The 23699-nt window shown below is 44.2% G+C and carries 19 protein-coding genes and 2 pseudogenes; 7 read left to right on the top strand and 14 right to left on the bottom strand.

All coding sequences use genetic code 11. From position 1 onward, the window contains the following. Positions 1-32: 32 nt before the first annotated feature. From GTO83_RS07790 to GTO83_RS07760, 8 genes and pseudogenes are all read right to left on the bottom strand, one after another. Positions 33-272, bottom strand: a complete 240-nt coding sequence (locus GTO83_RS07790; protein WP_180870206.1) for an SHOCT domain-containing protein — start codon at positions 270-272, stop codon at positions 33-35. A gap of 475 nt (positions 273-747) precedes the next feature. Further along, positions 748-840 carry a phage holin family protein gene (locus tag GTO83_RS07785; protein ID WP_255463199.1) on the bottom strand — a complete coding sequence of 31 codons (93 nt, stop codon included), beginning with the start codon at positions 838-840 and terminating at the stop codon, positions 748-750. A gap of 129 nt (positions 841-969) precedes the next feature. After that, complete coding sequence (locus GTO83_RS10985) at positions 970-1113, bottom strand: hypothetical protein (protein ID WP_255463206.1); 144 nt, start codon at positions 1111-1113, stop codon at positions 970-972. A gap of 3 nt (positions 1114-1116) precedes the next feature. After that, positions 1117-1377, bottom strand: a pseudogene (locus GTO83_RS10980) (recombinase zinc beta ribbon domain-containing protein); the annotation flags it as partial. Positions 1378-1563: 186 nt separating this feature from the next. After that, a complete protein-coding gene (locus tag GTO83_RS07775) occupies positions 1564-1851 on the bottom strand; it encodes a type II toxin-antitoxin system death-on-curing family toxin (RefSeq protein WP_370524351.1) in 288 nt (95 codons plus the stop codon). A 208-nt stretch (positions 1852-2059) separates the two neighbouring features. Further along, a complete protein-coding gene (locus GTO83_RS07770) occupies positions 2060-3481 on the bottom strand; it encodes a transposase (RefSeq protein WP_180872183.1) in 1422 nt (473 codons plus the stop codon). Then, entirely contained in the window at positions 3482-3910 is a 429-nt protein-coding gene (tnpA, locus tag GTO83_RS07765; protein WP_180870202.1) for an IS200/IS605 family transposase, read from the bottom strand. It abuts the gene before it with no gap. A gap of 154 nt (positions 3911-4064) precedes the next feature. After that, a complete protein-coding gene (locus tag GTO83_RS07760; protein WP_180870200.1) occupies positions 4065-4940 on the bottom strand; it encodes a LysR family transcriptional regulator in 876 nt (291 codons plus the stop codon). Positions 4941-5041: 101 nt separating this feature from the next. Between GTO83_RS07760 and GTO83_RS07755 the strand changes: the two genes are divergently transcribed. Together GTO83_RS07755 and GTO83_RS07750 are read left to right on the top strand one after the other, a co-directional pair. Beyond that, positions 5042-5629: an NAD(P)H-binding protein gene (locus GTO83_RS07755; protein WP_180870199.1), complete on the top strand. Its 588-nt coding sequence runs from the start codon at positions 5042-5044 to the stop codon at positions 5627-5629. 161 nt (positions 5630-5790) lie between these two features. After that, positions 5791-5961, top strand: a complete 171-nt coding sequence (locus tag GTO83_RS07750; protein WP_180870197.1) for a hypothetical protein — start codon at positions 5791-5793, stop codon at positions 5959-5961. A gap of 299 nt (positions 5962-6260) precedes the next feature. Here GTO83_RS07750 and GTO83_RS07745 read toward each other — a convergent pair whose 3' ends face one another. Next, positions 6261-8774 (bottom strand): excinuclease ABC subunit UvrA, encoded by a 2514-nt coding sequence (locus tag GTO83_RS07745; protein WP_180870196.1) that lies wholly within the window; start codon positions 8772-8774, stop codon positions 6261-6263. 174 nt (positions 8775-8948) lie between these two features. Further along, on the bottom strand, positions 8949-11165 hold the full coding sequence (locus GTO83_RS07740; RefSeq protein WP_180870194.1) for a 5'-nucleotidase C-terminal domain-containing protein: 2217 nt from the start codon (positions 11163-11165) through the stop codon (positions 8949-8951). A gap of 407 nt (positions 11166-11572) precedes the next feature. On the opposite strand from GTO83_RS07740, the gene serC reads away from it, so the two are divergent. The 4 genes from serC (at position 11573) to GTO83_RS07720 (ending at position 15375) form a co-directional block, all read left to right on the top strand. Next, positions 11573-12661, top strand: coding sequence for a 3-phosphoserine/phosphohydroxythreonine transaminase (gene serC, locus GTO83_RS07735; protein ID WP_180872163.1), 1089 nt, complete (start codon positions 11573-11575; stop codon positions 12659-12661). Position 12662: 1 nt separating this feature from the next. Next, positions 12663-13850: a phosphoglycerate dehydrogenase gene (locus GTO83_RS07730; protein ID WP_180870192.1), complete on the top strand. Its 1188-nt coding sequence runs from the start codon at positions 12663-12665 to the stop codon at positions 13848-13850. Then, complete coding sequence (locus GTO83_RS07725) at positions 13847-14470, top strand: histidine phosphatase family protein (RefSeq protein WP_180870190.1); 624 nt, start codon at positions 13847-13849, stop codon at positions 14468-14470. The genes GTO83_RS07730 and GTO83_RS07725 overlap by 4 nt, the downstream gene beginning before the upstream one ends. Positions 14471-14721: 251 nt before the next feature. Then, positions 14722-15375, top strand: coding sequence for a DNA alkylation repair protein (locus GTO83_RS07720; protein WP_180870188.1), 654 nt, complete (start codon positions 14722-14724; stop codon positions 15373-15375). 175 nt (positions 15376-15550) lie between these two features. Here GTO83_RS07720 and GTO83_RS07715 read toward each other — a convergent pair whose 3' ends face one another. The 4 genes and pseudogenes from GTO83_RS07715 to GTO83_RS07700 all read right to left on the bottom strand — a co-directional run bounded on the left by GTO83_RS07715 (position 15551) and on the right by GTO83_RS07700 (position 22121). Then, complete coding sequence (locus GTO83_RS07715; protein ID WP_180872162.1) at positions 15551-16834, bottom strand: MFS transporter; 1284 nt, start codon at positions 16832-16834, stop codon at positions 15551-15553. 693 nt (positions 16835-17527) lie between these two features. Further along, on the bottom strand, positions 17528-19543 hold the full coding sequence (locus tag GTO83_RS07710; protein ID WP_180870187.1) for a beta-galactosidase: 2016 nt from the start codon (positions 19541-19543) through the stop codon (positions 17528-17530). Between the two features lie 7 nt (positions 19544-19550). Next, positions 19551-20996: pseudogene (locus tag GTO83_RS07705) on the bottom strand (glycoside-pentoside-hexuronide (GPH):cation symporter); the annotation flags it as partial. A gap of 114 nt (positions 20997-21110) precedes the next feature. Beyond that, the gene (locus tag GTO83_RS07700) at positions 21111-22121 is read right to left on the bottom strand and encodes a LacI family DNA-binding transcriptional regulator (protein ID WP_180870183.1); all 1011 of its coding nucleotides are present in this window, start codon (positions 22119-22121) and stop codon (positions 21111-21113) included. A gap of 539 nt (positions 22122-22660) precedes the next feature. Between GTO83_RS07700 and GTO83_RS07695 the strand changes: the two genes are divergently transcribed. Beyond that, positions 22661-23566 carry a LysR family transcriptional regulator gene (locus GTO83_RS07695; protein WP_180870181.1) on the top strand — a complete coding sequence of 302 codons (906 nt, stop codon included), beginning with the start codon at positions 22661-22663 and terminating at the stop codon, positions 23564-23566. Positions 23567-23699 lie beyond the last annotated feature (133 nt).

The following is a 23699-nucleotide window of genomic DNA, read 5'->3' as shown; positions in this document are numbered from 1 at the left end:
CATGGCAAACCTCCTTTCATCAGTGTGGTATGTTAGCTCTGGAACGTTGATGTATCAACACTTTCAGGACTAAATAGCGGTGGAAAGGAATGCCTGTTCAATTCGTCGATTTTCTGAAATTGTGTAGTAGAAATCAGGCCTTTGTCCAGTAGATGTTGGATGATCTGCTTGGCTTGTCGATAATGCAGGTCATCGAGTAATCGCTTTTGCGTAATTGTTGTGTTAATCGGTGTCAGTGGTTGATGAGTTACTTCTTTAATTTGTTTGATCATCTTAATTACCTCCACTGATAAGCCAGTGGAAGCCAAAAAGTAAACCATAGCAAAAGAAAAAAGCTGACAGAAAACTGCCAGCTAAAAAGTTGAAAAATTCGAATAGATCAGATATGATTGTAAATGAAAAGAGAGCAACGAGTGGCGCCTCGTTACCCTCAAGCGTGATCTGGAATGATCGAGGTTGAGCTAGCCGTTATGGTTAGCTTTTTTTATTATCGCGTAGGCTTTAGCACAGTCGATGATCAACTGGCCGATTGCCACGATAACTATGGCGGCAGTGATGCCGAGTCCTCGATTCTTTCCAATTTAACATAGTCATCACCTCGCGTGTCTAGAAATGTTTGAGGGGTGATGAGACCATGTCCTTATCACTAAGCCTTCCATAATGGTAGCTAGTCATCACTTCCGGCCTGCTAATATTTTAGCATAGAAACAACCAAAAAGCCTACAGACCGTAGTCCACAGGCGAAAGTTACTTATCACCATCCTTATCGTGTAATTGTTGCAGAACACTCTTCAATTTGTCTGGAACTGGTAACCCTAAACGACTGATATTTTCACTGATCTCATCAATACTGTGGAGCTTAACCTAATTTTTAGCATCTTGACTTTGCACCTTTTCCTTTTGCTTTCTTAAATCCATAATCTGCTGGGTGAGACCATCGCAATCTTGGAGCTGGTTGGCTGTCTGAATTTATTTCATCTGCACTTCTTCAAGTTGCTTATCTAGTTGAGCAATGGTTGGCTCCTTAGAGTTCTTGATGACCTTCATGATGTTATCCTTAATTTGCTGACTAGCCAGCTTATGATTTTCAATTAGTTGATCAAAAGCATCCACGGTGGCTTCTTTGAGGAATGGTTCCTTGATATTCCAAAGTATACAGCGCCAACTAGTTTTGCTACGTCTAGTTCGACTGGCACAGCGCCAGACCGCTACTTTTTCTGGACGATACCATATATTTCTCTGCAGAATATCGCCACACTTGCCACAAAAGACTTTCTGGGAGAAGCAGTACTTGTCATTAATTCTTCGATACCGACAAGAGTATTGCTGTCCTGGAACGCGCAGAAAAATAGCCGGTGAATGCTGGTGTGACGGCATTTATAAGTAATTGGAAGTGTCCTTTTTCCTTTCTGGATGATGGAATTAGTACACTTTTTTGGTTCTTTATCAATCATTACCGATTAACAAAGAACCGTTTGTTTACTGTATACATCACTCTAAAAGAAAAGGTACAGATGCAAGGAATGAGGACAAAATAAAACGCCATGTTTGGATTACATGACGTTAATTACTATTATTTGTACTATGTTGTTTAATGATGTTAGCAACTTTTAGCATTTCATCCTCGGTATCATCAGCCAAGGTGATTTGCATTACTAATGCTTCACCTTCATCAGTCGTAAATTTTGTGTTATAACCATTCTTTTTCAGAAAAAGCAACGTTGTCAAGAAAGCAGTACGTTTATTTCCATCAGCAAAAATGTGCTTTTTAGTGATCTTTTGCATGATATAGGCAGCTTTTAACCAGATTGTCGGATAAAGGGTATGACCGTGAACTACTCGGCCATAAATGACCGAGCTTCCAGATCAAAAGGCAACAGTGTGCCTCTTGATCTGGAAATCGTTTAGGCAATGGAGAATCAAGTTACACTTGATTCTCGAACAGTTAAAACCGTTTCCGAAGGCTTTTCGCACCCGTTTTGCACGCTCAGGGTGATACGCCAAAGTCTCCTCTTGTAGCCTTTAAGGACGGCAAGGTTCTGTCCCGCCCGTGATGATATTAATTAATTTCAACTAGATATTCTGGCTTAATTGCTTTAGGGAGTCGTGTTTTAGCGACTCCTTTCTTTTTTGCGTCTTCAATTTCTTGTTGCCGTTCGCGATACTTGTAATGTTTCTTTGGATCGAGTGCCCAACTAAGAATATTCCAACTTGCGTTGAGATCCCGAATGATTTCTTTACCTGTCAGTTCAGAACGCCAGTAGCGTTCCACAACCTCATGTTTCTGGACATAATCAGTGCCGTATTCAACTTGACTTGTCTTGTAGGAATCAACCCTAAGCAGAGTTTTACCCTCGCGGTTGGCGACTTGCGTCAATAATTGGGCTAATTCGTAAGATTTAACTTTTGCTAAATGGCGGTTCTTACCGCGATTACCGGCTTTACTTAACGCCTTAGACTCACGACGCATTTCTTTAGCGTCGAGTTGCTCGATGGCTAGTAAGTCGTAATCATCAAAGAGTTGTTTAGCAATTTTACGGTAGGCTTCCGTTAGCAGATTCGTCCTTCGCACATTATAGTATCTAATTTGTTGGTTGAGATCAGCTAAGCGGCGGCACCGCTTGTTTAGGTGAGCGCTTAAAATATCTCGACGACTCTTGAGCCCGTTGATGATTGATTCATACTTATCAGCTAATGCCGACGCTCGTAAGGGCAGGTAAATTCGCTCGTCATTGGAAGTATGGAAGATTTTTTCGTCTTTCATGTTCCAATCAGCGCCAGCTTTTCTTGCTGGTTTAACCCGTTCAACTGTGGACTTTAGAACTAGCTGAAGCTCAAAAGTATCATCGCCTTTACGCTTAATCTTAGATGTGACAATCTTCTGGTTCTTTAGGTTCCGGATATCTTCTAATACTTGAACCACTCCATAATCTTGAAGCTTAATCCAGTGTGGTGACAGCACCTCGATTTGACCATTATCGGGCAAGGAAACCGTCTTATGACTAGCTTCATTCCGTAGGAATGTTAGTGATCCCTTACGGTACCAAGAGCGGTGTTTAGGATTGTTACCGTGCTTATTGTTACGGTAATCTTCTTTTTCTTGTTCGGTCATCATGGATGCTTTCTTGAGCACCTTTCGGTACTCGCCGAAATTAGTCAACATCGTTACTAAGAATTGATAAGCTGCTTGTGAGTGTAATCCGATTTTCTTAGCATTCCAACGTTTTAAATTATAGTATTCTTTTAAAAATCGCGGTAATATTTCATCCTTAATAATATAGTTCTTACCAGTACGAGTAGTTGGAAAAGTACGACCGAGATGCTTATAACCGTAGGTTCTTTCTAGGAATTTAAGCGCATAGTTGTGTAGTTCGTTTTCTACAGCCAAGTTACACATGTGTCTTTCAGTTAACTCTGCCGTAACAACTAGGTGGTACCGGCGAGTACGGACATATTCAGTTGTTTTAGGCAGTTTAAGCATTTAGCTCTCCTTTTTACGTTGGTCGTCAATATATTTAACTACAGCTTGCTCGTTTACGGCACCAATGCTTTCTACGTAATAACTAGGTGACCAAAGGTGGCGCCCCTTTTGTTTCCAATAGCTGGTCTGCAATTCTGGACATTTGCGAAATAATTGATATGCAGTGATCCCTTTTAACCAACGAACAATATTGGTGACAGATAGCTTAGGTGGTGCGCTAACCATTAAGTGAACGTGATCATCCTTGCCAATTTCAAGATGAGCAATTGTAAAGCCATACTCTTTAGCAATCTGATTAACTAACTCCTTAAACACTTGTTCAACATGTCCCTGCAAGACTTTGTTACGGTATTTAGTTCCCCAAACAATGTGGTAATTTAAGTTATATACGGAAGTTCTCCCATACGTAAGTTTATTTATATCTTTCATATCAGTAATTATACCACATATTTATCTACCCATGTGACCTAAAGGACAGAAAATTAGGGCAATTCATCACGTCCTTAAAAGAACGTGTTTCCTTGCCCGTTTTCAAAAAATTAAGCAAACGATCTGCGCAAGGTTTTTCCTTGAGCAGGTCGTTTTAAGTTTCGGGTTGATATAGCCGCCGTAAAATCTGGATAAAGTCAATTACCCGTTGGGAGGCCCCTTTCTTGACTACTAAGTAGTAGGGCATCCGAATAGTCGGTTGAAAGTTAAGCCAGGCGAAGTGAGGATCATCATCTTGGTAAAGGTCAGGGCTCAAGCAGACTGCTTGACCGGCGGCTATCCGGGTTAGCGTGGTGGCGTGATCGTGGCTAATCAGCGTTTTGATATCCTGGTTGCGGGTGACTTCGTCTTGTAGTGCTCGGAGTTCCCGGGAGCTACCACCACCAACTAAAAGAGTTCGCCCGCTTAGGTCGGCCGGCGTTACCGTTGTAAGTTTAGCTAGGGGATCATTCCTTTTTACAACCAGTTTTACCACGGTTTCGTAGAGGGGATAAGCCACCAACTGGCGCATATTTTTGATTTCTTGATTCCGAACCAGGAGAATGTCACTTTGCCCGGCTAAAAAATGATCCAAGCGGTTCACACTTTGGTCAAAGACGGGTTCAACGTAAACAGCTGAAGCTTGGTGACTGAAGATCTGCATTGCTTGGGGTAACTTTTTGATTGCGGAGCGGGTGAAGAGGCTGATCCGAATACTTTCTTGATAGGAGTTTGAAAAATTTTGACATTGTTCAATTAAGCGTTTTAGATCGGCATCAATTTCCCGTAACCCTTGGCAAAATTGCTTGCCAGCGTCGGTTAAGGAAATACTCCGTCCATTGCGGTTAAAAATTTGAAAGCCCAGTTCGGTTTCGAGATTTTTAATGTGATGGGAAAGGGTTGGTTGCGAGAGGTATAGGTTTTCGGCCGCCCGATTAAAATTAAGGGTTTTAGCGGCTTCGAGGGTACAGTTAATTTCTTGTTGGTTCATTTTTTGTCCTCTAATAGATATTATCAATTATAAATAGGATTTAAGTATTGGATATATCTATTATAGGCATTTATCATAATAATTGAAAGGAGCGAATCAACATGAACGTTTTAATTATCGGTGCGACCGGAACGATTGGTGGGACTGTCCGGGAACGCCTGTTACAAAATCCCCAAATTCACTTAACTTCGCTTGCTCGGCACGCTGATCGCTTAACGGAAGCTGTAAACGAGATCTTAGTTTCGGCGGATCTATTTGATGTAGCCCAGTTGGCGGAAGTCATAAAAGATCAAGACTTTGTTTTTGTGGCTGTTAGTGGTGATATGGTTGGCGCTGCTAAAGCAGTAGTTACGGCCATGGAAAAAACGGGTGTTAAACGCCTTGCCTTTATTTCTTCAATGGGAATTTACAACGAAGTTCCTGGTAAGGATCCCCAAGCACCAATCCCAGCCATCCTCCGGCCATACCGACAAGCAGCAGATTTAATTGAAAATTCCGCTCTTAACTATACAATAATTCGCCCCGGTTGGTTTACCCGGGGGCCGGTTGACTATCAAATTACCCATAAAGGCGAACCCTTTGGTGGTCACGATGTTTCCTTAAATAGTATTGCAAATCTGGTTAGCCGGTTAGTCCAGCAACCAACCTTGTATAACCAGGAAAGCATCGGGATTAATACCCCAAGTTAGTGAGGCAATTAGATAAAAAAACGTTACTTTGCGATACCACTTGCAGGATAACAAGCCGCCTTTCGATGAACTAGGTTGAATTTAAAGTTCCCTAACCCCGTCCGCAATCACTTACTTTTTGTGTTAATTTAACCTTAAATACAAACAAAGCGTTTTTTTAAATGCAAGAAGAAACAGTTTCAGGAGAAGTATTACAAAATGTACTCGGTAAAATTGAAAATACTCAGGCTTATAAAGCGGGAAACCGGGCGCAGTTTAGTCCGGTAAACCTTCAATTTGATCCAACTTCGCCCTTAGCTGGAAAGAAGATTGCTTTTCTTGGTCCTCGGTAACTTATGGCTTTGTCTCCCGTGGAGTATCTTTTGTTGACTACTTAGCGGCAAAAGATGGGGTGGTCGTAACTAAGTCCGCGATTTCTAAAACCACGCTTGCTGGCCAAGAAAGGGCAGGTTACTTAAGTCGACTCCCCAGAGATTTTAGTCAAGAGGATAAGGGCGACCTTTTTACTTTATCGTTTTCACCCACCAAACTAAGGCTTGGGCCATTAACTTTTGCTGGGTGGATCACTAATCGTGGCTTGGAGATCACCTTTTGGAGCCAGAATTACCGTGGTTACCTGCCGTGAATGGTTTTATTCATTTCCGTACCGCGCCCAGTATTCCGCAAGGTACTTAGTCGTTAAAGTTGTTGGCTGTTGAATTAGCTCGCTTGGACGGCCGGAGGCAACGATCTTACCACCCTTACTTCCACCACGGGGCCCGAGGTCGAGTAGGTAGTCGGCGTTAGCAATCAAATTTAGGTCGTGGGTAATGGTGATCATTGTTGCTCCCCGGTCCAAGAGTTCTTGCATCACATGGACTAAGGTTTTAACGTCTTCGGGGTGCAGGCCGATCGTTGGTTCATCAAAGACAAAGAGGGTCGTGGCTTGATTATGATTAAGGTGCTTAACCAGTTTTAACCGTTGAGCTTCCCCACCCGAAAGGCTTGGGGTGCTTTCACCTAGGTGAAGATAATCCATGCCGACTTCTTGGAGCAGGGTTAATTCTGCTTCAATCTGAGGAACGGCTTTAAAGACGGCTAAGGCTGCTTTAACGTCTAGCTTTAGGAGGTCAACAATTGAATAACCATGCCATTTAACGGCTTGGATGGCTTGGTTATACCGATCACCGTGGCAGGTTGGGCAAACTTGTTGCATATCCGGTAAGAATTGGATATCTAAAGTGACCATCCCCGCCCCGCCACAGGTCGGACACGCGCCTTGTTTATTATTGTAAGAAAAGTAACTGGCCGTATAGTGCTTTTCTTTTGCTAAAGCTTGCTTAGCAAATAATTTCCGCAGATTATCCATGATGCTAGTATAAGTGGCCACGGTTGAGCGAAGCGTCTTTCCAATTGGGGCCGCATCAACACTCACGACGTGTTTTAAGGGCGATTGCAAGTGCGTTAAACTGGCAGGTAAAGCTTGGTGGTGACCTTGGGCTTGAATCCCAGCGACCAGATTATCCAAGATCAAACTAGTTTTACCGGCCCCCGAGAAGCCAGTCACTGCCGTTAGTTGATTGACTGGGAGGTGGGCGTGAACGGCTTTAAGGTTATAGTAATTTTGAACGGTGAAGTCGATCGTCTTGTCAGCTGGTTGGCGAGTCGTTGACCGGGCCAGGAGCTTGGCTTGGCCATTGAGGTAGGGCGCAATGCGGGAATTGGCTTGGCCGATGATGGTTTGAGGGGTTCCTTGGGCAATTACCTGGCCGCCCGCTTCCCCCGATCCCGGGCCAATTTCAATAATCCAGTCAGCGGCCTTAATGATATCAACATTGTGATCAACGACCACCAGGGAGTTTCCTTGGGCTACTAATTCGTGAAAGACACTGAGCAGTCCCGTTATGTTATCCGGATGAAGACCAATCGAAGGTTCATCCAAAATGTAAAGCACTCCGGTCGTCGCTGTCCGCAGTGTCCGCGCTAATTGGATCCGTTGAAGTTCCCCAGTAGAGAGGGTATTCCCATTGCGCGACAAGGTAAGGTAGTCGAGTCCTAACTCTAATAGTGGCCGTAAGTCATCGTTAAATTCTTTGAAGAGGTTATTTGCTAGGGTCACCATATTGGCCGGTAAACTAGCTAAAACTTGCTTTTGCCACTGGGGGAGGGCGCCTAAGGTGAGGTCACTAACTTCCGCAATGTTCAAGCCCCCAGCCAGTTGGGTGAGTAATTCGGGGCGCAGACGGGTCCCATGACAAACTGGACAGGTGGAATAGTGGAAGAATTCGCTAATCCGCTTTTGGGCCCGTTCACTTTTACTGGACTTAGCGGAAGCCAAAACCGCTTGGTGGGCATTTTCGTACAAAGCGTTGAAATCGTGGAAAACCCGCCCGGTACTAGAGCGAAAATCAAGTTGATACTTCTTTTCCGGTCCATTTAAGACAAAATCTTTTTCCTTGGACGTTAATTCGCGGTAGGGGACGTTAATCCGAACGCCAGCCGCTTCGGCGACTGTCGGCATAAAGTTTCGCCCCGGGAGGTGCCAAGAAGCCACCGCCCCTTCGGCCAAGGTTAGGTTTTCATCTAAAATTAATTTACTTTCATCCAAATCCCGAACTTTCCCCGTTCCGTGGCAATTTGGGCAAGCTCCATCGGCATTAAAGGCAAAATCTTCGGCAGAAAACGCCATAAATTTAGTGCCACATTCCGGACAGGTAATTTGGCCCATGGCCGCGCCACTTTGACTCATTGCGTGGGCAATTTCTAGACTTGGCTTGATCCGGTGCCCGTTTGGACAGACAGGGGTTCCTAAGCGCGAAAAGATCAAGCGGATCATATTGAAAATTTCACTCATGGTCCCCACCGTTGCCCGTTCAGAGGGGATTTGGGGCCGTTGTTTTAGCGCGAGCGCAGCGGGAATATGCTTTACGCTAGTAACGTCTGCTTGAGCCCCTAACTTAATTCGCCGGCGGGTGTATGTTGATAGGGCTTCAAGGTACCGACGCGAACCCTCTTCGTATAAGATTCCCATTGCCAGTGAACTTTTCCCAGAACCTGACAATCCGGTGATTGCCACAAATTGATGGAGGGGAATATCAAGATCAACGTTTTTTAAGTTGTGGACTTTTGCTCCCCGGACTTCAATTTTGGTTGGTAACTTTTGCATTGCGAACTCCCTTCTTTAAACCTTAATGATATCTATATTATAAGCAGAAGTTATTGGGAGGTAAATTTACCGGAAATGGATTTAGGTTTAAGGTAAGAATTTTGATCAAGAGTCGGGGAAAACAGTAAAAAAGCGCCTAACCGATCTGGCTAGCCGCTTAATGATTAAACTTAATTAACCTACTTGCCGTTTAATACTTAATCCCAGCATTGAAAGTAAGCTTACACCAACGAGAGCGAGGATTCCGCGATTGCTTTGGTTACCTGTTTGTGGAAGTTGCTTTTGCTCGCTTTCCTTTTGGTTGTTAGTCCGAGCCACGCTAGAAGCAATCGTTACTTGACTAGTCGTCTTGGCTTGCTCAAGGTGTGACTTGGTACCGACTTCTGTATTTTCAGCAATAATTTCTTGTTGTTCAGGTGTTGTTTGTGTTTGGTCAGTGATATTTCCTTGAGTGGAAGGGTCTGTTTCTGCCTGTTCAGCCACTTGGGCATTAGTGAGGTAAACTTTTCGGTCTAATGCCGGTGTCTTGATTGGAGTTCCGGCTTTCGTCATTGAAGTAATGTAGTCGATGAAAGCTTCTGTGTCTTGACCAACGATCCCAACTAATTCCGTATCCTTAAAAGCTGAGAAACCATCCCCGCCGCCAGCTAAGAAATCGTTAATGACCACGTTATAAGATTGGTCATCGTTAATCGGCGTACCATCTGCTTTGTACATCTTAACTACCCGGTATGGTTGGTTAGTATCGTCTTGATCAGTGTAGGTGTACTTTAAGCCGGCAATTTGAAGATAGAATTTTTGATTCTCATCGTATTGTTGGTTTAAGGCCTGACGAATTTGCGCCCCGGTCATTTTAACGACTCGGAGAATGTTACCAAAGGGTTGGACGGCTTGGGCTGCTCCCCAGGTAATCGACTTATCTGGGTTAACCACGATATCAGCCCGAACCCCACCAGTATTGGTCATGGCAAAGTCAGCAGGAAGGCCGGCTTTCTTGGCTTCGTATAATTGACCATCAACTACAATCTCACCAGCCCCGTTTTCCATTGTCTTGGAATTGTTTAAACGACCAGTGATAGTTTGGTTAGTGGCGGCTTCCCCAATCTTTTTGTTGATAATGGTGGCCACCCGGGAGTTGGCATCTTCGACAATTGCTTGAACTTTTGGATCAGCTTTAGTCGTTGGATCATCAGTTTCGGAAAGTACCGGGTAAACGTGGGCAACCAAACTGTCGGAGATAAAATCGTTTGTGGCCGGATCAAGATAACCAATGATGTCGTCGTAAGCTTTCCCAGTGTAAATAGCCTGAACTAAGTGCGTTTGCCCAACGGTAGCATTAGCGTATTGATGAGAATGAGCAGCTAAATAAACGTCGACCGAGTTATTTGGATCGAGTTGGTTTACCTTTTGTAAAATATCAACCGCATCCCCCTTAGTTTCACCATTAGAAGATGCTACGGCGGTGTGAGCTAAGACTACAATCGCGTTAACTCCTTGGTTGCGGAGAATTTTTGCATATTTTACAATCGTTTCCGCTTCATCTAAAATATCATAATCTTTATAGTTATCGTACAGAGTGAGGATCGGAAGGGAAGTGGTTTCAATTCCAATAAAACCAACCTTTACGACTTGATTATCACTCGTATGAATTTCCTTAATTAAGTATGGTTGAAGCCCAAAAGGAACTTCACCGGTCGTTTTATCGACCACGTTAGCCGTAATAATGGAAATCCCACTTGGGGTGTGAGGATAAGCCATTTCGGCTTCGTTGTATTCCTTGGTTGGCGCTTGACCATTAACAATTCGTAAAAACTCTGGTAGCCCTTCATCAAACTCATGGTTACCAAGTGTTCCAATCGCTATTCCCATTGCTGAGAGGGCGTGCATGGTGGATTCATCTTGCAACAGCGCTGAGTTAGCTGGTGAGGCTCCGACAATATCACCAGCCTCAACCCGAATCGTGGTCCCAGTTGGGTTGGCCTGTTTAAAGTCATTTTCAGCCGCATTTAGGTAGGCTGCTAGTCGCGCTGCTGTCCCAGTATTTTGATAAGTTTTACCATCAATTTGCGCTTTTCCTCCAAGTTCTAAGCCCCCATGGAAATCATTAATTCCCAAAATTTGGATGGGGACTTTACCTTGATAATCCGCTGGGTTGGCCCAATCAGTAGTTTCACTTGGCTTAGCTGCTTGATCATGATTGGTAACTACAGTCACGGGATCAGTTGACTGAGCACTAGCAGTAGTTACCGTTGAAGTGGTAACTGTAGTTGGCTGGTTAGTGGCTGTTGACGCAATCGGTTGCGTATCTGCCTTGGCTGGATTAGCGAAGAGCGCTAGACCAACTAAGGCTGAGCCATAGAGTAAGATGGTTCGTGATTTTACGTTCGTCATAAGGAACCTCCAAAATATGAACTTAGCAGTTATCAACTACTAAAATATAGCAGATAAATAAAGCGCTTACAATAAATTTTGAAGAAAAAATGCTTAGAATATGAGATTATTGTGATAAATACTGATTAAACGTAAGTTAATGGTTAAATAAAATTAAGTCAAATAAATAATTGACAATTCTCAACAGATAAATTAAAATTTGGTTAACGAATTTCACAGATGACTCAAAGAAAGGAAGAATGATGATGGCTAATCAACAACGACAATTTAATCAATCTTCCCGGTCTTCAGCTTAGCTGGAGGCTGTCATTTGAGTTGGCCTCCAAGCAAAGTGGGGGCAAAAAAAAAAGTCCTCACTGCGGTGGGGGCTTTTTCTTTTTCTAACACGACGAAAGGAGTAATTTATGATGACGATTTATAACTTTGCAGCGGGGCCGGCAACTTTACCGGACCAAGTTTTAGCGCAAGTGCAAGCTGAGCTAACCAATTATCAGGGGACCGGGTTAAGTATTTTAGAGATTTCGCATCGCTCTGCGCAGTTTACCACTTTGCTTGCCCAGGCCAAACAACTATTACTCCAATTAATGAACTTAACGGAAAGGGAATATGAGGTGCTCTTCTTACAAGGTGGGGCCACCCTCCAATTTACGATGGTGCCCTTAAACCTGGCCAATAAATTTCACCGGGTAGCCTTCGTCAATTCAGGTCACTGGGCCGAACGGGCAATGGCTGAAGCTAAGTTAATCCCGGACTTAGCAGTTGAAGAAATTGCTACCAGTGCACCCCAATTTAATCATTTTCCCACCGTTGAGTTTACCGGCCCAGCCCAATATGACTATCTGCACTTAACGACCAACAATACGATTTACGGAACCAGTCTTAAGCAACTTCCTGCGGCTAATTTACCGTTAGTTGGTGACCTCTCTTCCAATTTTTTAGCCCAAGATTATCCCTTTGATCACTTTGATTTAATCTACGCGGGAGCGCAAAAAAACCTTGCTCCAGCCGGCTTAACCGTAGTGGTCGTTAAAAAGTCCTTACTATCCCAAATGCCAACTGCTTTACCAGCAATGTTGAGTTATCGAAAATTAGCCGCTAAGGATTCGACTCTCAATACACCACCAGTTTTCCAAATCTACGTCGCAAAGCTAGTCTTGGAATGGTTAGTAAGCCAAGGGGGCGTGAGCGCGATGGAAGCCATTAATCGGCAAAAAGCCCAGTTAATCTATGAGGCAATTGATCAAACTAATTTTTATCACAATCCGGTTCGGCCAGCCGATGGTTCGCTTACGAATATTCCGTTTACCACTGGGAACTCAGCGCTAGATCAAACCTTTATCACTACTGCTGAGCAAGCCGGCCTCAAAAATTTAAAGGGTCATCGTTTGACCGGAGGAATGCGGGCCAGCCTCTATAACGCTATGCCATTGGCAGGAGCCGTTGCCCTGCGGGACTTCATGTTGCAATTTGCGAAGGATCATGCGGAGGAAAAGTAATATGTATCAAATTAAAACTTTTAACGCCATCTCACCAGTTGGCTTAGCGACCTTTACGGCGGAATACCAAATTAACCAAAAAGATGCCCAGCCCGATGCCTATCTGATTCGCTCAGTTGATCTGCATGAGCATGATTTTCCACGGTCTCTCAAGGCGATTGGCCGTTGTGGTGCAGGCTATAATAATATCCCACTTGAACGGGCAAGTGAACAGGGGATTGCCGTTTTTAATACCCCCGGTGGTAATGCTAACGCCGTTAAGGAGTTAGTTTTAGCAATGATGATCTTAGCAAACCGCCAAGTTATCGCCGCCGCCAATTGGACTAACCAGGTTCAACCGGGCGCCGATATTACTTTAGAAGCTGCCAAAAGCCAATTTAACGGGCAAGAATTACTTGGGAAACGGTTAGCGGTGATTGGCCTGGGGCATGTTGGGTCATTGGTTGCCAATGCCGCCGTTAATTTAGGAATGGAAGTTATTGGTTATGACCCTTATCTTTCGGCCGATGCGGCTTGGCAATTGTCGCGGGAAATCCACCGGGCCCCAAGTTTAGCCGCAGTGGTTGACCAAGCTGATTTCATTACCGTCCATGTTCCCAAAAATGAGGAGACAACGGGGATGATTGATCAGGAGTTGATCAGCCAATTTAAGCCGACCGCCGTCCTGTTAAATTTTGCGCGTCACGGGATTGTGGACAACCAAGCAGTGATTGACGCTTTAAACACCAAGCGACTACGCTGGTATTCGACTGATTTTAGTGACGCTTTAATTCACGGCCATCCTCGAGTCACGATCTTACCTCACTTAGGCGGATCGACGGTTGAAGCCGAAGCTAATTGCGCCCGGATGGCCGCCAAAGCGGTGATGACCTACTTAACAACGGGGAACCTGATCAACAGTGTTAATTTACCAGCCCTCCAAACCCCCTTCGCCAGCCCAGAGCGGATTACTTTAATTCATCGGAATATCCCAAACATGTTAGGGCAGATCTCAAGTTTAATTGCCCAACATCAAATTAACATTGAAAACCTAGCTAACCGAGCGAAAGCTGACTTTGCCTATACGATTGTCGATGTCAGCGATTTTGCTAATCCGGATCAACAAGCCGCTTTAATTCAAGAACTTGCCCAAATTCCAGCCGTTAGTCGGGTTCGTTTAATTCACCAACCAAGAGGAGGAAACAAATGACTGAACTTTTAATTGTCCGCCACGGGCAAACTAGCTTAAATGTCAAAGGTATCAAGCAGGGGACGATCAATACTCCCGCAACCTATTTATCACCCGTCGGGAAGCAACAGGCGCAAATTCTCGCCGAAAAACTTGAGCTTAGCCAAACCAAGCAGCTGTTTGTCTCCCCCCTAACCCGGGCTCGGGAAACGGCCGCAATCTTGAATCAAGCTGCCCAATTACCAATTAAAATTGATGATCGCTTAAAAGAAATTTCTTATGGCGACTGGGACGGTCAGCTAAACCAGGAGTTGGAAGCCAAGTATCCCGAGCACTTTTATCACCGCATCCACGATGTCCGGCCATCATACGCTCAAGTTGCCCACGGTGAAAGCTTTACAGCCGTCCAAAGGCGGGTAGCAGCGTTTACCAATGACGTGGTTAGTGAATTTCCAACGGCCCAACTTTTAATTGTTGCCCACGGCTTTACGGTGCGTTCCTTTGCGGCTAATGTTGTCGGTTGCCAAGGGTTAGAAATTCTCGAACCCGCTAATTGTAGCGTAACTAAAATCGTGATTGATCCCCAGAACCGCGAGCAACACCTGGTTTACTATAATCGTTTGGCAGTTCCGGAGTTTTAGGCTTGTTAGGCGGACTAGCCAACTGGTTTAGCGTTGGTGAACCCCCAAGAGCAAACCGGATGGCGCCACTGCCAAGGGGATTAAATTATAATCAAGGTCACCAAGCAAGGTTGAATTGGTAAATCTTGGCTGCGTCTTAGAAAAACTCACCCCCAAGTGATGACGTGATGGATAGCAAAGCTGGTTAGTTGGATTGCCAATTAACCAGCTTTTTAGTATGCTGAAAGAAATTTTACTAACGAGGAAAATCCATGTACCTAGAAATCAAAGCTAAGTTTGAAGCCCTGGCGAATCCTGATCACGCGGTCCCGATGGCTAAATATATGCGGAATCAATTTAAATTTTATGGCATTAAGGCCCAACCGCGAAAAGCCGCGGAAAAAGAATTAATTAGGCAAGCCAAGCAGGCAAAAGTAATTAACTGGCAAAGTTTAGGCCAAATTTGGGATGATCCCCACCGGGAAATGCAGTACTTTGTGGCTGATTATTTGGTGGGGATGGCCCGCTTTTTAACCTATGAAGACCTCCCGCAAATGAAAAAATTCGTGACAACTAAACAATGGTGGGACACCATCGATACTTTGGTGAAGGTCTACGGGAAAGTTGGCCTTCAAGATGACCGGGTGGACAACTTAATGCTAACTTGGTCGACGGCTGCCGATTTTTGGCTTCGACGGGTGGCAATTGAATATCAATTATTACGGAAAACCAAAACGAAAACGGATCTTTTAGCAACCATTCTGGAGAATAACCTCGGGAGTGATGAATTCTTTATCAACAAAGCGATTGGTTGGGCGCTGCGAGATTATTCCAAAACCAATCCGGCCTGGGTCCAAGCATTTATTGAGAATCAGCAAGCCGGTTTGAGTCAATTGTCGATCCGGGAAGGCAGTAAGTATTTATAAGTAGGAGCGAGCGGCCTCTTTTGCATCTCCGAATGTTACTCAGTAACTAAGGTCAAAAAGCACGGCCTTAGTGGATAAGTGCGAACGAAAGGCCGATTCTAATGAATCAACCTTCGTTCTTCTTATCCCAACCAGGCCGTCAAGGAGCTTTTTTCCCAACCTCAGTCGCTTTAAGTTACTTGTGAAGATCTTCATCGAGAGTTGAAGAATACTTCCGTAAAAGGAAAATGTAGCAGAGTAAAGAAATAAACGCGGCAGCGGAAACGTACCAGTAGAAGGCGGCTTCGTGGCCGATGGAGCGGAGCCCTAAAGCAACATAGCTTACGGTTCCCCCAAAAATGGCGACGGTTAAGCCATATGGTAAGCCCACTCCCAAAGCGCGGATTTCACTCGGAAAGAGTTCGGCCTTGACGATGGCATTGATTGAGGTATAGCCGGAGACAATTACCACCCCTAGCGTCATTAAAGTAAAGGCGGCCCAGGCGTTGGTAACCTTAGATAAGACCGTAAATAGTGGAACGGTAGCGACGGTTCCGCCAACTCCGAAGAAGATTAGGAGTGGTCGGCGACCAATCTTATCCGAGAGGCCCCCAAAGAGTGGTTGGAGACAAATCATAATCAGGAGCGCGCCAAAGTTGATGAAGGTAACCACGTTTTTCGGTAAGCCCACCGTGTTAATCATATATTGTTGTAAATAAGTGGTGTAGGTATAAAAGGAAATTGTTCCGCCGAGGGTTAAACAAACCACGATGAAAACTTGTTTAGGATAATGCATCAGTAAGCGGAAAGTCCCGGCACGTTTATTTTGGCGGTTGGCCTTAAATTGGGTGGATTCATCCATCGTTAACCGGAGCCAAAGGACCACTAGAGCCCCGACGGCTCCAATAGCGAAGGGAATCCGCCACCCAAAGGCGGTAATTTGGGCATCAGTTAGGTTGTGTTGGAGCCCAATTTGGACGAGTAAAGCAAAAAGTTGACCGGCAATTAAGGTGACATATTGGAAAGAAGAATAAAAGCCCCGTTTGCCTTGAACTGCCATTTCCGCCATGTAAGCGGCTGAAGTTCCGTATTCACCACCCAAGGATAATCCTTGGACGAGCCGGGTAACCACCAAGATAATTGGTGACCAGATGCCAATTTGCGCATAGGTGGGAACTAGGGCAATCACTAAGGAGCCGAACGCCATGATCATGACCGAAACGGTGAGGGCTGTTCGCCGGCCATGCCGATCCGCTAAGCGCCCCATGATAAATGATCCAAGGGGCCGCATTAAGAAACCAATTGCAAAGACACCAGCGGTTGAAAGTAATTGTGCGGTCTGGTCACCAGCCGGGAAAAAGGCGGCCGAGAAGTAAATGGCAAAGGCCGCGTAAACGTACCAGTCAAACCATTCAATCATGTTTCCAAGCGAACCCTTAATGATATTAATGGCAATGCGCCGTTCACTCATCGGTTCCATGGTCATCACTAACTTTGGTTGTCGAATTGTTGCTTGCATGTAACTAACCCCCTTCGGTGAAATTCAAGTATGGGGCTATCATACGCGCTCAATAAGGATTAGTTAAGTTTATTCTAATTTTTCTCTAATGTTTAAGTTTACCAGGCTACCTAACTAAAATGTCGTGATTATCTACGTTCTTAGTTTAAATTAATTAAGTATCGTTTTGAAGTTAAGCTAGTTTAGTACCACTGATATTTAATAAAATTAATTTGCGGAAGTTAAAGGCAAAAGTGGATAGAAAAAACTTCGTAGTAGCCGGTGTAAGAAGTTAATAAACTGGTTATTTTCGATGTGGGAAAGTGGCTGGTTATTAAGCTTCATCATCCCAAATGGCATTAAAAATTACGGTAACAGATTGAATATTAATTGGCCTTTTTGAATTGCTTGCGTTTTTAGCTCGTGCTCCACAACCTACTATGAACCTTCAAGTAACGAGGCCACCATCAAAATCGCAAATATGCGTCTTATTTTTTGGCATTCTGTTGCAACCTTACTTGCCAAAATTATCAATTTAAAATCACGACTCTCTAGTTGATAAATAACGAAAAAAACTAAACAGGAGCTGTCACCTATAGATTTGGGGTGATAGCTCCTGTTATTAATGGGAGGTTTACTGTCCTTAATTGGTATTTGCATTCTAATTTACGGTATTTATTTGGAGGTTAGAACAGCAACTTCCCATGGTTGCATTTCTACTGTTGGCGTTTGCTTGGTGATCAAGTCATAGTAGCCCTTGGTGAATTCAACCGGTAAGGCTTGGACTTCATTTGAGAGGTTTAAGATGAAGGTTAATTTTTCACCGTCTGCTGTAATCCGCTGGGTAACTTCAACCTTGGTTGGTTTAGTAGTTAATCCATGAATCTGGGCTTCCAGTAAGACTTGATCCATGACAGTACTGAGACTTCTTGAATCAAGGCGAGTACCGACGTACCAAGCCAAGCCTTTACCGAATTGATTCTTAGTAATTGCTGGAGTACCAGCGTAGAATTCACTAGCGTATTGACCAATGACCTGGGCTCCTTGGGGATGAATGATGTCAGCTAAGAGGGATCCATTGAGGTTTTGACCAGCAAGATCAACCTTAACGCCTTGGTGTGGCGGGAAAGCGTCACTTTCTTCAACCCAAATCCCTAGCAGGTCCTTCAATGGACCAGGGTAGCCACCGAGGTAAACGTTGTCGTTTTCATCGACCATCCCTGCCATCATCGTTGTCAAGAAGTGACCGCCAGCTTTAACATATTGCTTCAGCCGGGCGGCTACTCCTGGTTTTAATAGGTAGAGGTATGGTGCGATAACCAGGGAATATTGGCTAAGATCATCATCGGTGCCGACAATATCAACCGGAATGTTTCGATCGTAAAGTTGTTGGTAATAATCCATCATCAAGGCCATGTAGTCGAGATCTTGGGTGATGCCAGCAACGTATTCCAGGGCCCAGTAGTTACTCCAATCAAAAAGCATAGCAACTTTGGCATGGTTCATACTTCCCTGTACCGTGGGCCCAATTTGTTTGAGAGTCTGGCCAAGTTTTTGAACTTCTTTGAAGGCTCGCGTGTCAGTCCGCCCACTGTGGCTAATGACAGCCCCATGGAACTTTTCAGAGCCTCCGACTGCTTGTTTTAATTGAAAGAACTGAACGGTGTCCGCTCCGTGGGCAACTGCTTGGAGCTCCGTTGCCGCCATTTGTCCCGGTCGTTTGAGGGGGCTATATGGTTGCCAGTTGACCTGACTTGGCGTTGATTCCATCAACATAAATGGCAGGTGCTTAAGGCTTCGCATCAAATCGTATAAAAAGGCGGGCCGAGAAGTTGGCATATCATAAGCTGGGTAAGAATCATAGGAAACAATATCTTGATCTTTTGCCCAAGCTTGGTAGTCAATCAACTTGTTTGGCGTACTGTGGAAGTTGGTCAAGATTGGGGTTTGGTGATCGTATTTTTCAATGATTGTCTTTTCCATCTTGTATTCGTCCAACATCATTTCCGATTGGAAACGAAGGTAGTCTAGTGACAAGCCAGCGACAATGGTATTGCTTCCTTCAGGACCCCAGGCATCCCCAAGCTCATTTGGCACAACGATTTCGTTCCAGTCAAAGATTTGGTGACTCCAAACGGTGTTGTTCCAAGCCTTATTCAAGGCTTCTAAAGTGCCATAACGATCTTTAAGCCATTTCCGAAAGCTAGCTTGGCATTGGTCGCAGTAACAAGTGCCCCCGTATTCATTATTGATGTGCCAAGCTACGATGTGGCGATTACCAACATAGTGGGCAGCAAGGTGATCAACGAGATCACTGGCTAAACGTCGAAAGGTTGGTGAAGTTGGACAGAAGTTATGGCGTTGACCAAACTTGTGCCGCCGTCCTTGGTAGTCGACCCGAGCGATATCCGGATATTTTTTGACCATCCAAGCGGGCATGGCAGCCGTTGAAGTCCCCATCACGATCTTAAATTCGGCGGCACTGAGTTCAGTGACAATTTGGTCAAGCTGGCTAAAGTCATATACTCCTTCAGCAGGATTTAGTGCAGCCCAGGAAAAGACGTTGATGGTAGCGGAGTTAATGGCGGCTTGTTTGAAAACCTCAATATCGTGGTGCCAGGTATCGGCAGGCCATTGGTCGGGGTTGTAGTCTCCACCATATAAGAAGGTTGGTAGATTGCGTTTGAACATATTAATTCTCCTTTGCGGCAATTTGCTCTTCGAGTTCTTTGACAACTTCATCGTGCTTCTTTTCAGTCAAGGTAACCTTGAAGAGCATAACTAAGATTGAACAAATGGCTAAGGCTAATGGGATGTAGAAGGCCAAACTATCGAAGGTATGAATATCCTTGGCGGTCATGCTGGCAGCCGTGGCAGAGCCAGTCATGTTTGCGGCCACGGCGATGTAACCAACTAATCCGTTGGAGATCGCCCCAGTTAGTTTGTCAATCATTGGCCGGACGGCAAGGACAACTGCTTCGTTCCGTTGCCCATTCTTTAATTGTCCGTATTCGATAGCATCGGTTAAGGTCAAAACCGTAACTAATTGGGCAAAGTTGATGTTGAAGAGGACTAATCCAACGTCCAACATAAAGATGTTATTCCGCAAGAAGAGGAAGATCAGGTAGGCAAAAAACATTGAAACTTGGCCGGCACAAAAGAGGACCTTCCGGGGGATGTACTTATTTAGGATTGGGAAGAGAGGACTGGTGCAGAAACCGATAATGGTGGCAATGACTCCAACAATCCAGAACTGTCCAGGTTTACCAAGGACGTACTTGTAAAGGTAGTAAAGCACTCCGTTGGTCATAACGTAGGCTAAGGAGTAAAGCAGGTAGGCTAAACTTGGCCAAAGAATTTGATCATTGTGAAAAATAGCTGAGAAAACTTGCCGTAAGGTCGTCTTGTCTTGAGCAGCTTGCCGAATAGAATTATCATTTTCCTTCGTCCCTAAGGCAACAACAATCGCACTTAAGAGGGCCAACAAGGAAAAGATGATTGCGAAGGCGAGCCAACCTTGACTGCCTTGTTCGTGCTTCCCAGTTGCGAGGAAGGTGAAGTAGGTGGTGATTGGTACTACGACAATTGTTAAACCGTTCCAGCCAATCGTGCCGGCGAAAGCGCCAAGCGAAGTGTAAACTCCCCGTTCCTTAGAATCTTCACTTAAAGCGGGAACCATTCCCCAGTAAGAAATATCGGAAAGGGAGTAGAAAACATCAAAGGTAATAAAGATAATCACAAAAAGAATTGCAAAGAGGGTGGCATTTAATTTGAAGATGCCAAAGATTCCAGTGAAGAGGATAACTAGTAGGATGGCACTGACAATATTTCCCCAAATAATCCAAGGCTTGAACTTACCCCATTTGGACTTGGTGTTATCAATAATGTTTCCTAACATCGGGTCAATTAAAAGTTCTAAGATTCTGACCCCAACAATTAATCCGGTGATTAGACTAATTAATTTGGTTGAGGTAGCTTTGTTAACGCCGGTAAACATGTCACTCGTAACAAAAATAATAAAATAAGTGCTCATTACGCCATAAAAGGCCGAGTGACCAAGGTTACCAAAGCAAAACGATAATTTTGAAACCCAGTGACCACCATGATGAGCGGTAGTTGGGGCTTGCTTAGCAGAAACTTGCATGGTTAATTCCTCCAATCGTTCATTGTAATCGCTTACATTTTCAATATAGAAGGATACCAAGCAAGTGTAAAGCTTTTTATAATTAAGTAAATTTCATTAAATTAATTGCGTAATTTATTTATTATTTTCTTTTGGAGGGATAAAACTCTTCCGCACTACTAATTGGGTATCGACCAGGGCATGGATGTGGGGTCGAGCTTCGTTAGCCGTTAAGGCCGTTTGGATAAGCTGGCAAGCGAGCTTACCCATGGCAAGTTGGTCAATGTGGTAGGTCGTTAAGGGAGCAGAAACGTATTGGGCAACTTCACTATCATTAATGCTAATTAAGGCGATGTCCCGGGGGACAAGAATACCGGCTTCGTTAAAAGCTTGCAGGATCCCGACACTGAGGGTATCAGAAGCAACAATGATGGCATCCGGCAAGTAATGGGGGAACCGTTGGAGAAACTTCTTACCTAAGCGATAGCCATTTTCAACGTTAAAGGGTCCCTGGGCAATGATTAGTTGATCGTCAACAACTAATTGGCGGAAGGTTTTTTCCCGGATATCTGGTTCTAGCTTGCCATTAACTAACAGGCCTTCACCACCAAGAAAGGCGATTGTTTGTTTGTCAGCCTGATGGAGTAATTGGTAGGCTGAACGAATGGTATAGGCTAAGTTTGGTTCAATTGAGTCAAAGTATTCGGGTGCCGGATTACTGTCAAGGTAAACGCCGATTGGAAAAGCGCGGTGAAGCATGGCCAGGTCGACATTTGATAAACCATCAGTCCCAACCCCAACAATGGCTTGAAGCTCTTGGGCGTGGTCCATTAAATCGCGCGGATTATCAAAGGAGATCAATCTGATCCCGGTATCTGCAAAAGCAGCATAAATCGCTTGATTAAGGGTAGTAAAGTAGTTATCAGCTAAGTGATCTTCAGAGTTAATACAATTTAAAAAGCCAACTTGAGCCACTAACTTGGGGTTAGCTTTATTTTGCCAATACCCCATTTCATGGGCGACTTGTAAAACGTGTTGCTTGGTTTCAGATGTGACAGACAAGGTAGGATCTTCGTTTAAAATCCGTGAAACCGTGGCTGGAGAGTAACCCGCAGCTTTGGCAATATCTTTAATTTTTATCTTCATTTTGATCACCATTAGTAAATTATTTACGATAATTATAGTATAGTTTATTACTAAAAATTGAAGTATAAATTTATCTGAAGATGATTGCAAAGGTGAGCATTGTTGTCTGTCAAGGATACAGTTCAGATAGAAAAATTATTTATGCGGCTTGAGCAACGCTCTATTGGTGAATTTTCCCATGGATGACTGGGGTGAGACATGAATTCTGATCAGCTAAGTAAACATTTGAATAACTACGATTACTTTGAATCGGTGTAACTGGCAACGCCCGAATTAGTCGGCTAAGTTCTGAAAAACTTTTTGTCGCTCTCGGTACTCTTTTATGATGCCGATACTTCAAATCAACAAGGTTGTGCTTTAGCTGTCGTTTAATTTCAAAGTAGTCACCTAGAAAGTGGCATTGGCGCATACGCACAACCTCCTTGATTAGTAAAATAGGTTTAGTATGAAGCTCATGATGCCGTTTACAATCAATGTTTTGCTACTTACAATTGAGATTGAGCTAAGTTCTCTATAACAAATTAGGATGGAAAGATACAATGACCTTCGAACAACTCTTATACGTCACTGAACTTGCTAATCAACATTCGCTTCAGAAAACCGCGATGATTTTGCACGTAAGTAAATCAGCTTTAAGCCATGCCGTTACTGAATTAGAAGGGGAATTAGGCTTAAAATTATTTGACCGGACTGCCAAGGGCTCTTTTCTAACGCCCCAAGGGCAAGAACTGTTACCGCAAATGCTGACTTTGTTAACGAACCGGTCGGATCTCAAGTTGGCTGCCCAAAGCCTCGCCCCGAATAACCAGGTCGAACAGTTGACTTTTGCTTATGGGAATACCTTACTGAAACCTTTTATTGATAACTATTTCAAACTTCGGCGCCAGTATCATGATCGTTTAACGATGACAATTGTTCAAAAACCAGCCCCGCGGATTATCCAAGCAATCCGTGATCATCAGATCGATTTTGGCTTTCTAGCCATTAATCAGGTTAACCAGAATGAACTTAATGGCCTCAAGTTTCTGCCAGTCCATCAGGGGCATCTAAAACTATTGATGGGAAAAGACAATCCCTTGCTCGCAAAAAGCAAACTGACCTTAGATGACCTTAAGTCCCAAAGATTTGCTCTTTTTAGTGATCCTTATAATGATCGGATCTTTGCGCACCTGCAGTACTTGTGTGGCCCTTTGCCAAAAATCTTAGAGACTGATGATGGGTGGGCGATCTACCGGGCGGTCCATGACCTAAACTGTGTCGGACTGGCCCGTGATTGGCAGGCTAAATGGTCCTCTTTTGATGGAATTAAAACCTTGCCGTCTCGCCAAATTGGAAACTTAATTGATGACCGCTTTGCGATTGGCTGGGTCACGCGTCAACAAGCTGTCACCAAGCCAATTCAGGATTACATTACGATGGTCAATCATGACATTGCCGGAAAATAATTGAAGGGTGAAAGCGAAATCTAGCATTTTGCCATATTCGACACCGTACAGATCTGGTGGATCTGTGCAGTGTCGTTTTTAGGATTTGGGCAAAATAAAAACTGCCAGGTGAAATCCTGACAGTTTGAATAAA

This window comes from Lactobacillus sp. 3B(2020), assembly GCF_013487845.1.
In the GTDB taxonomy this organism is placed as follows: Bacteria; Bacillota; Bacilli; order Lactobacillales; family Lactobacillaceae; genus Limosilactobacillus; species Limosilactobacillus alvi.
The sequence above is the reverse complement of the archived record's forward strand: the minus strand, read 5'-3'. Positions and strand labels throughout refer to the sequence as shown.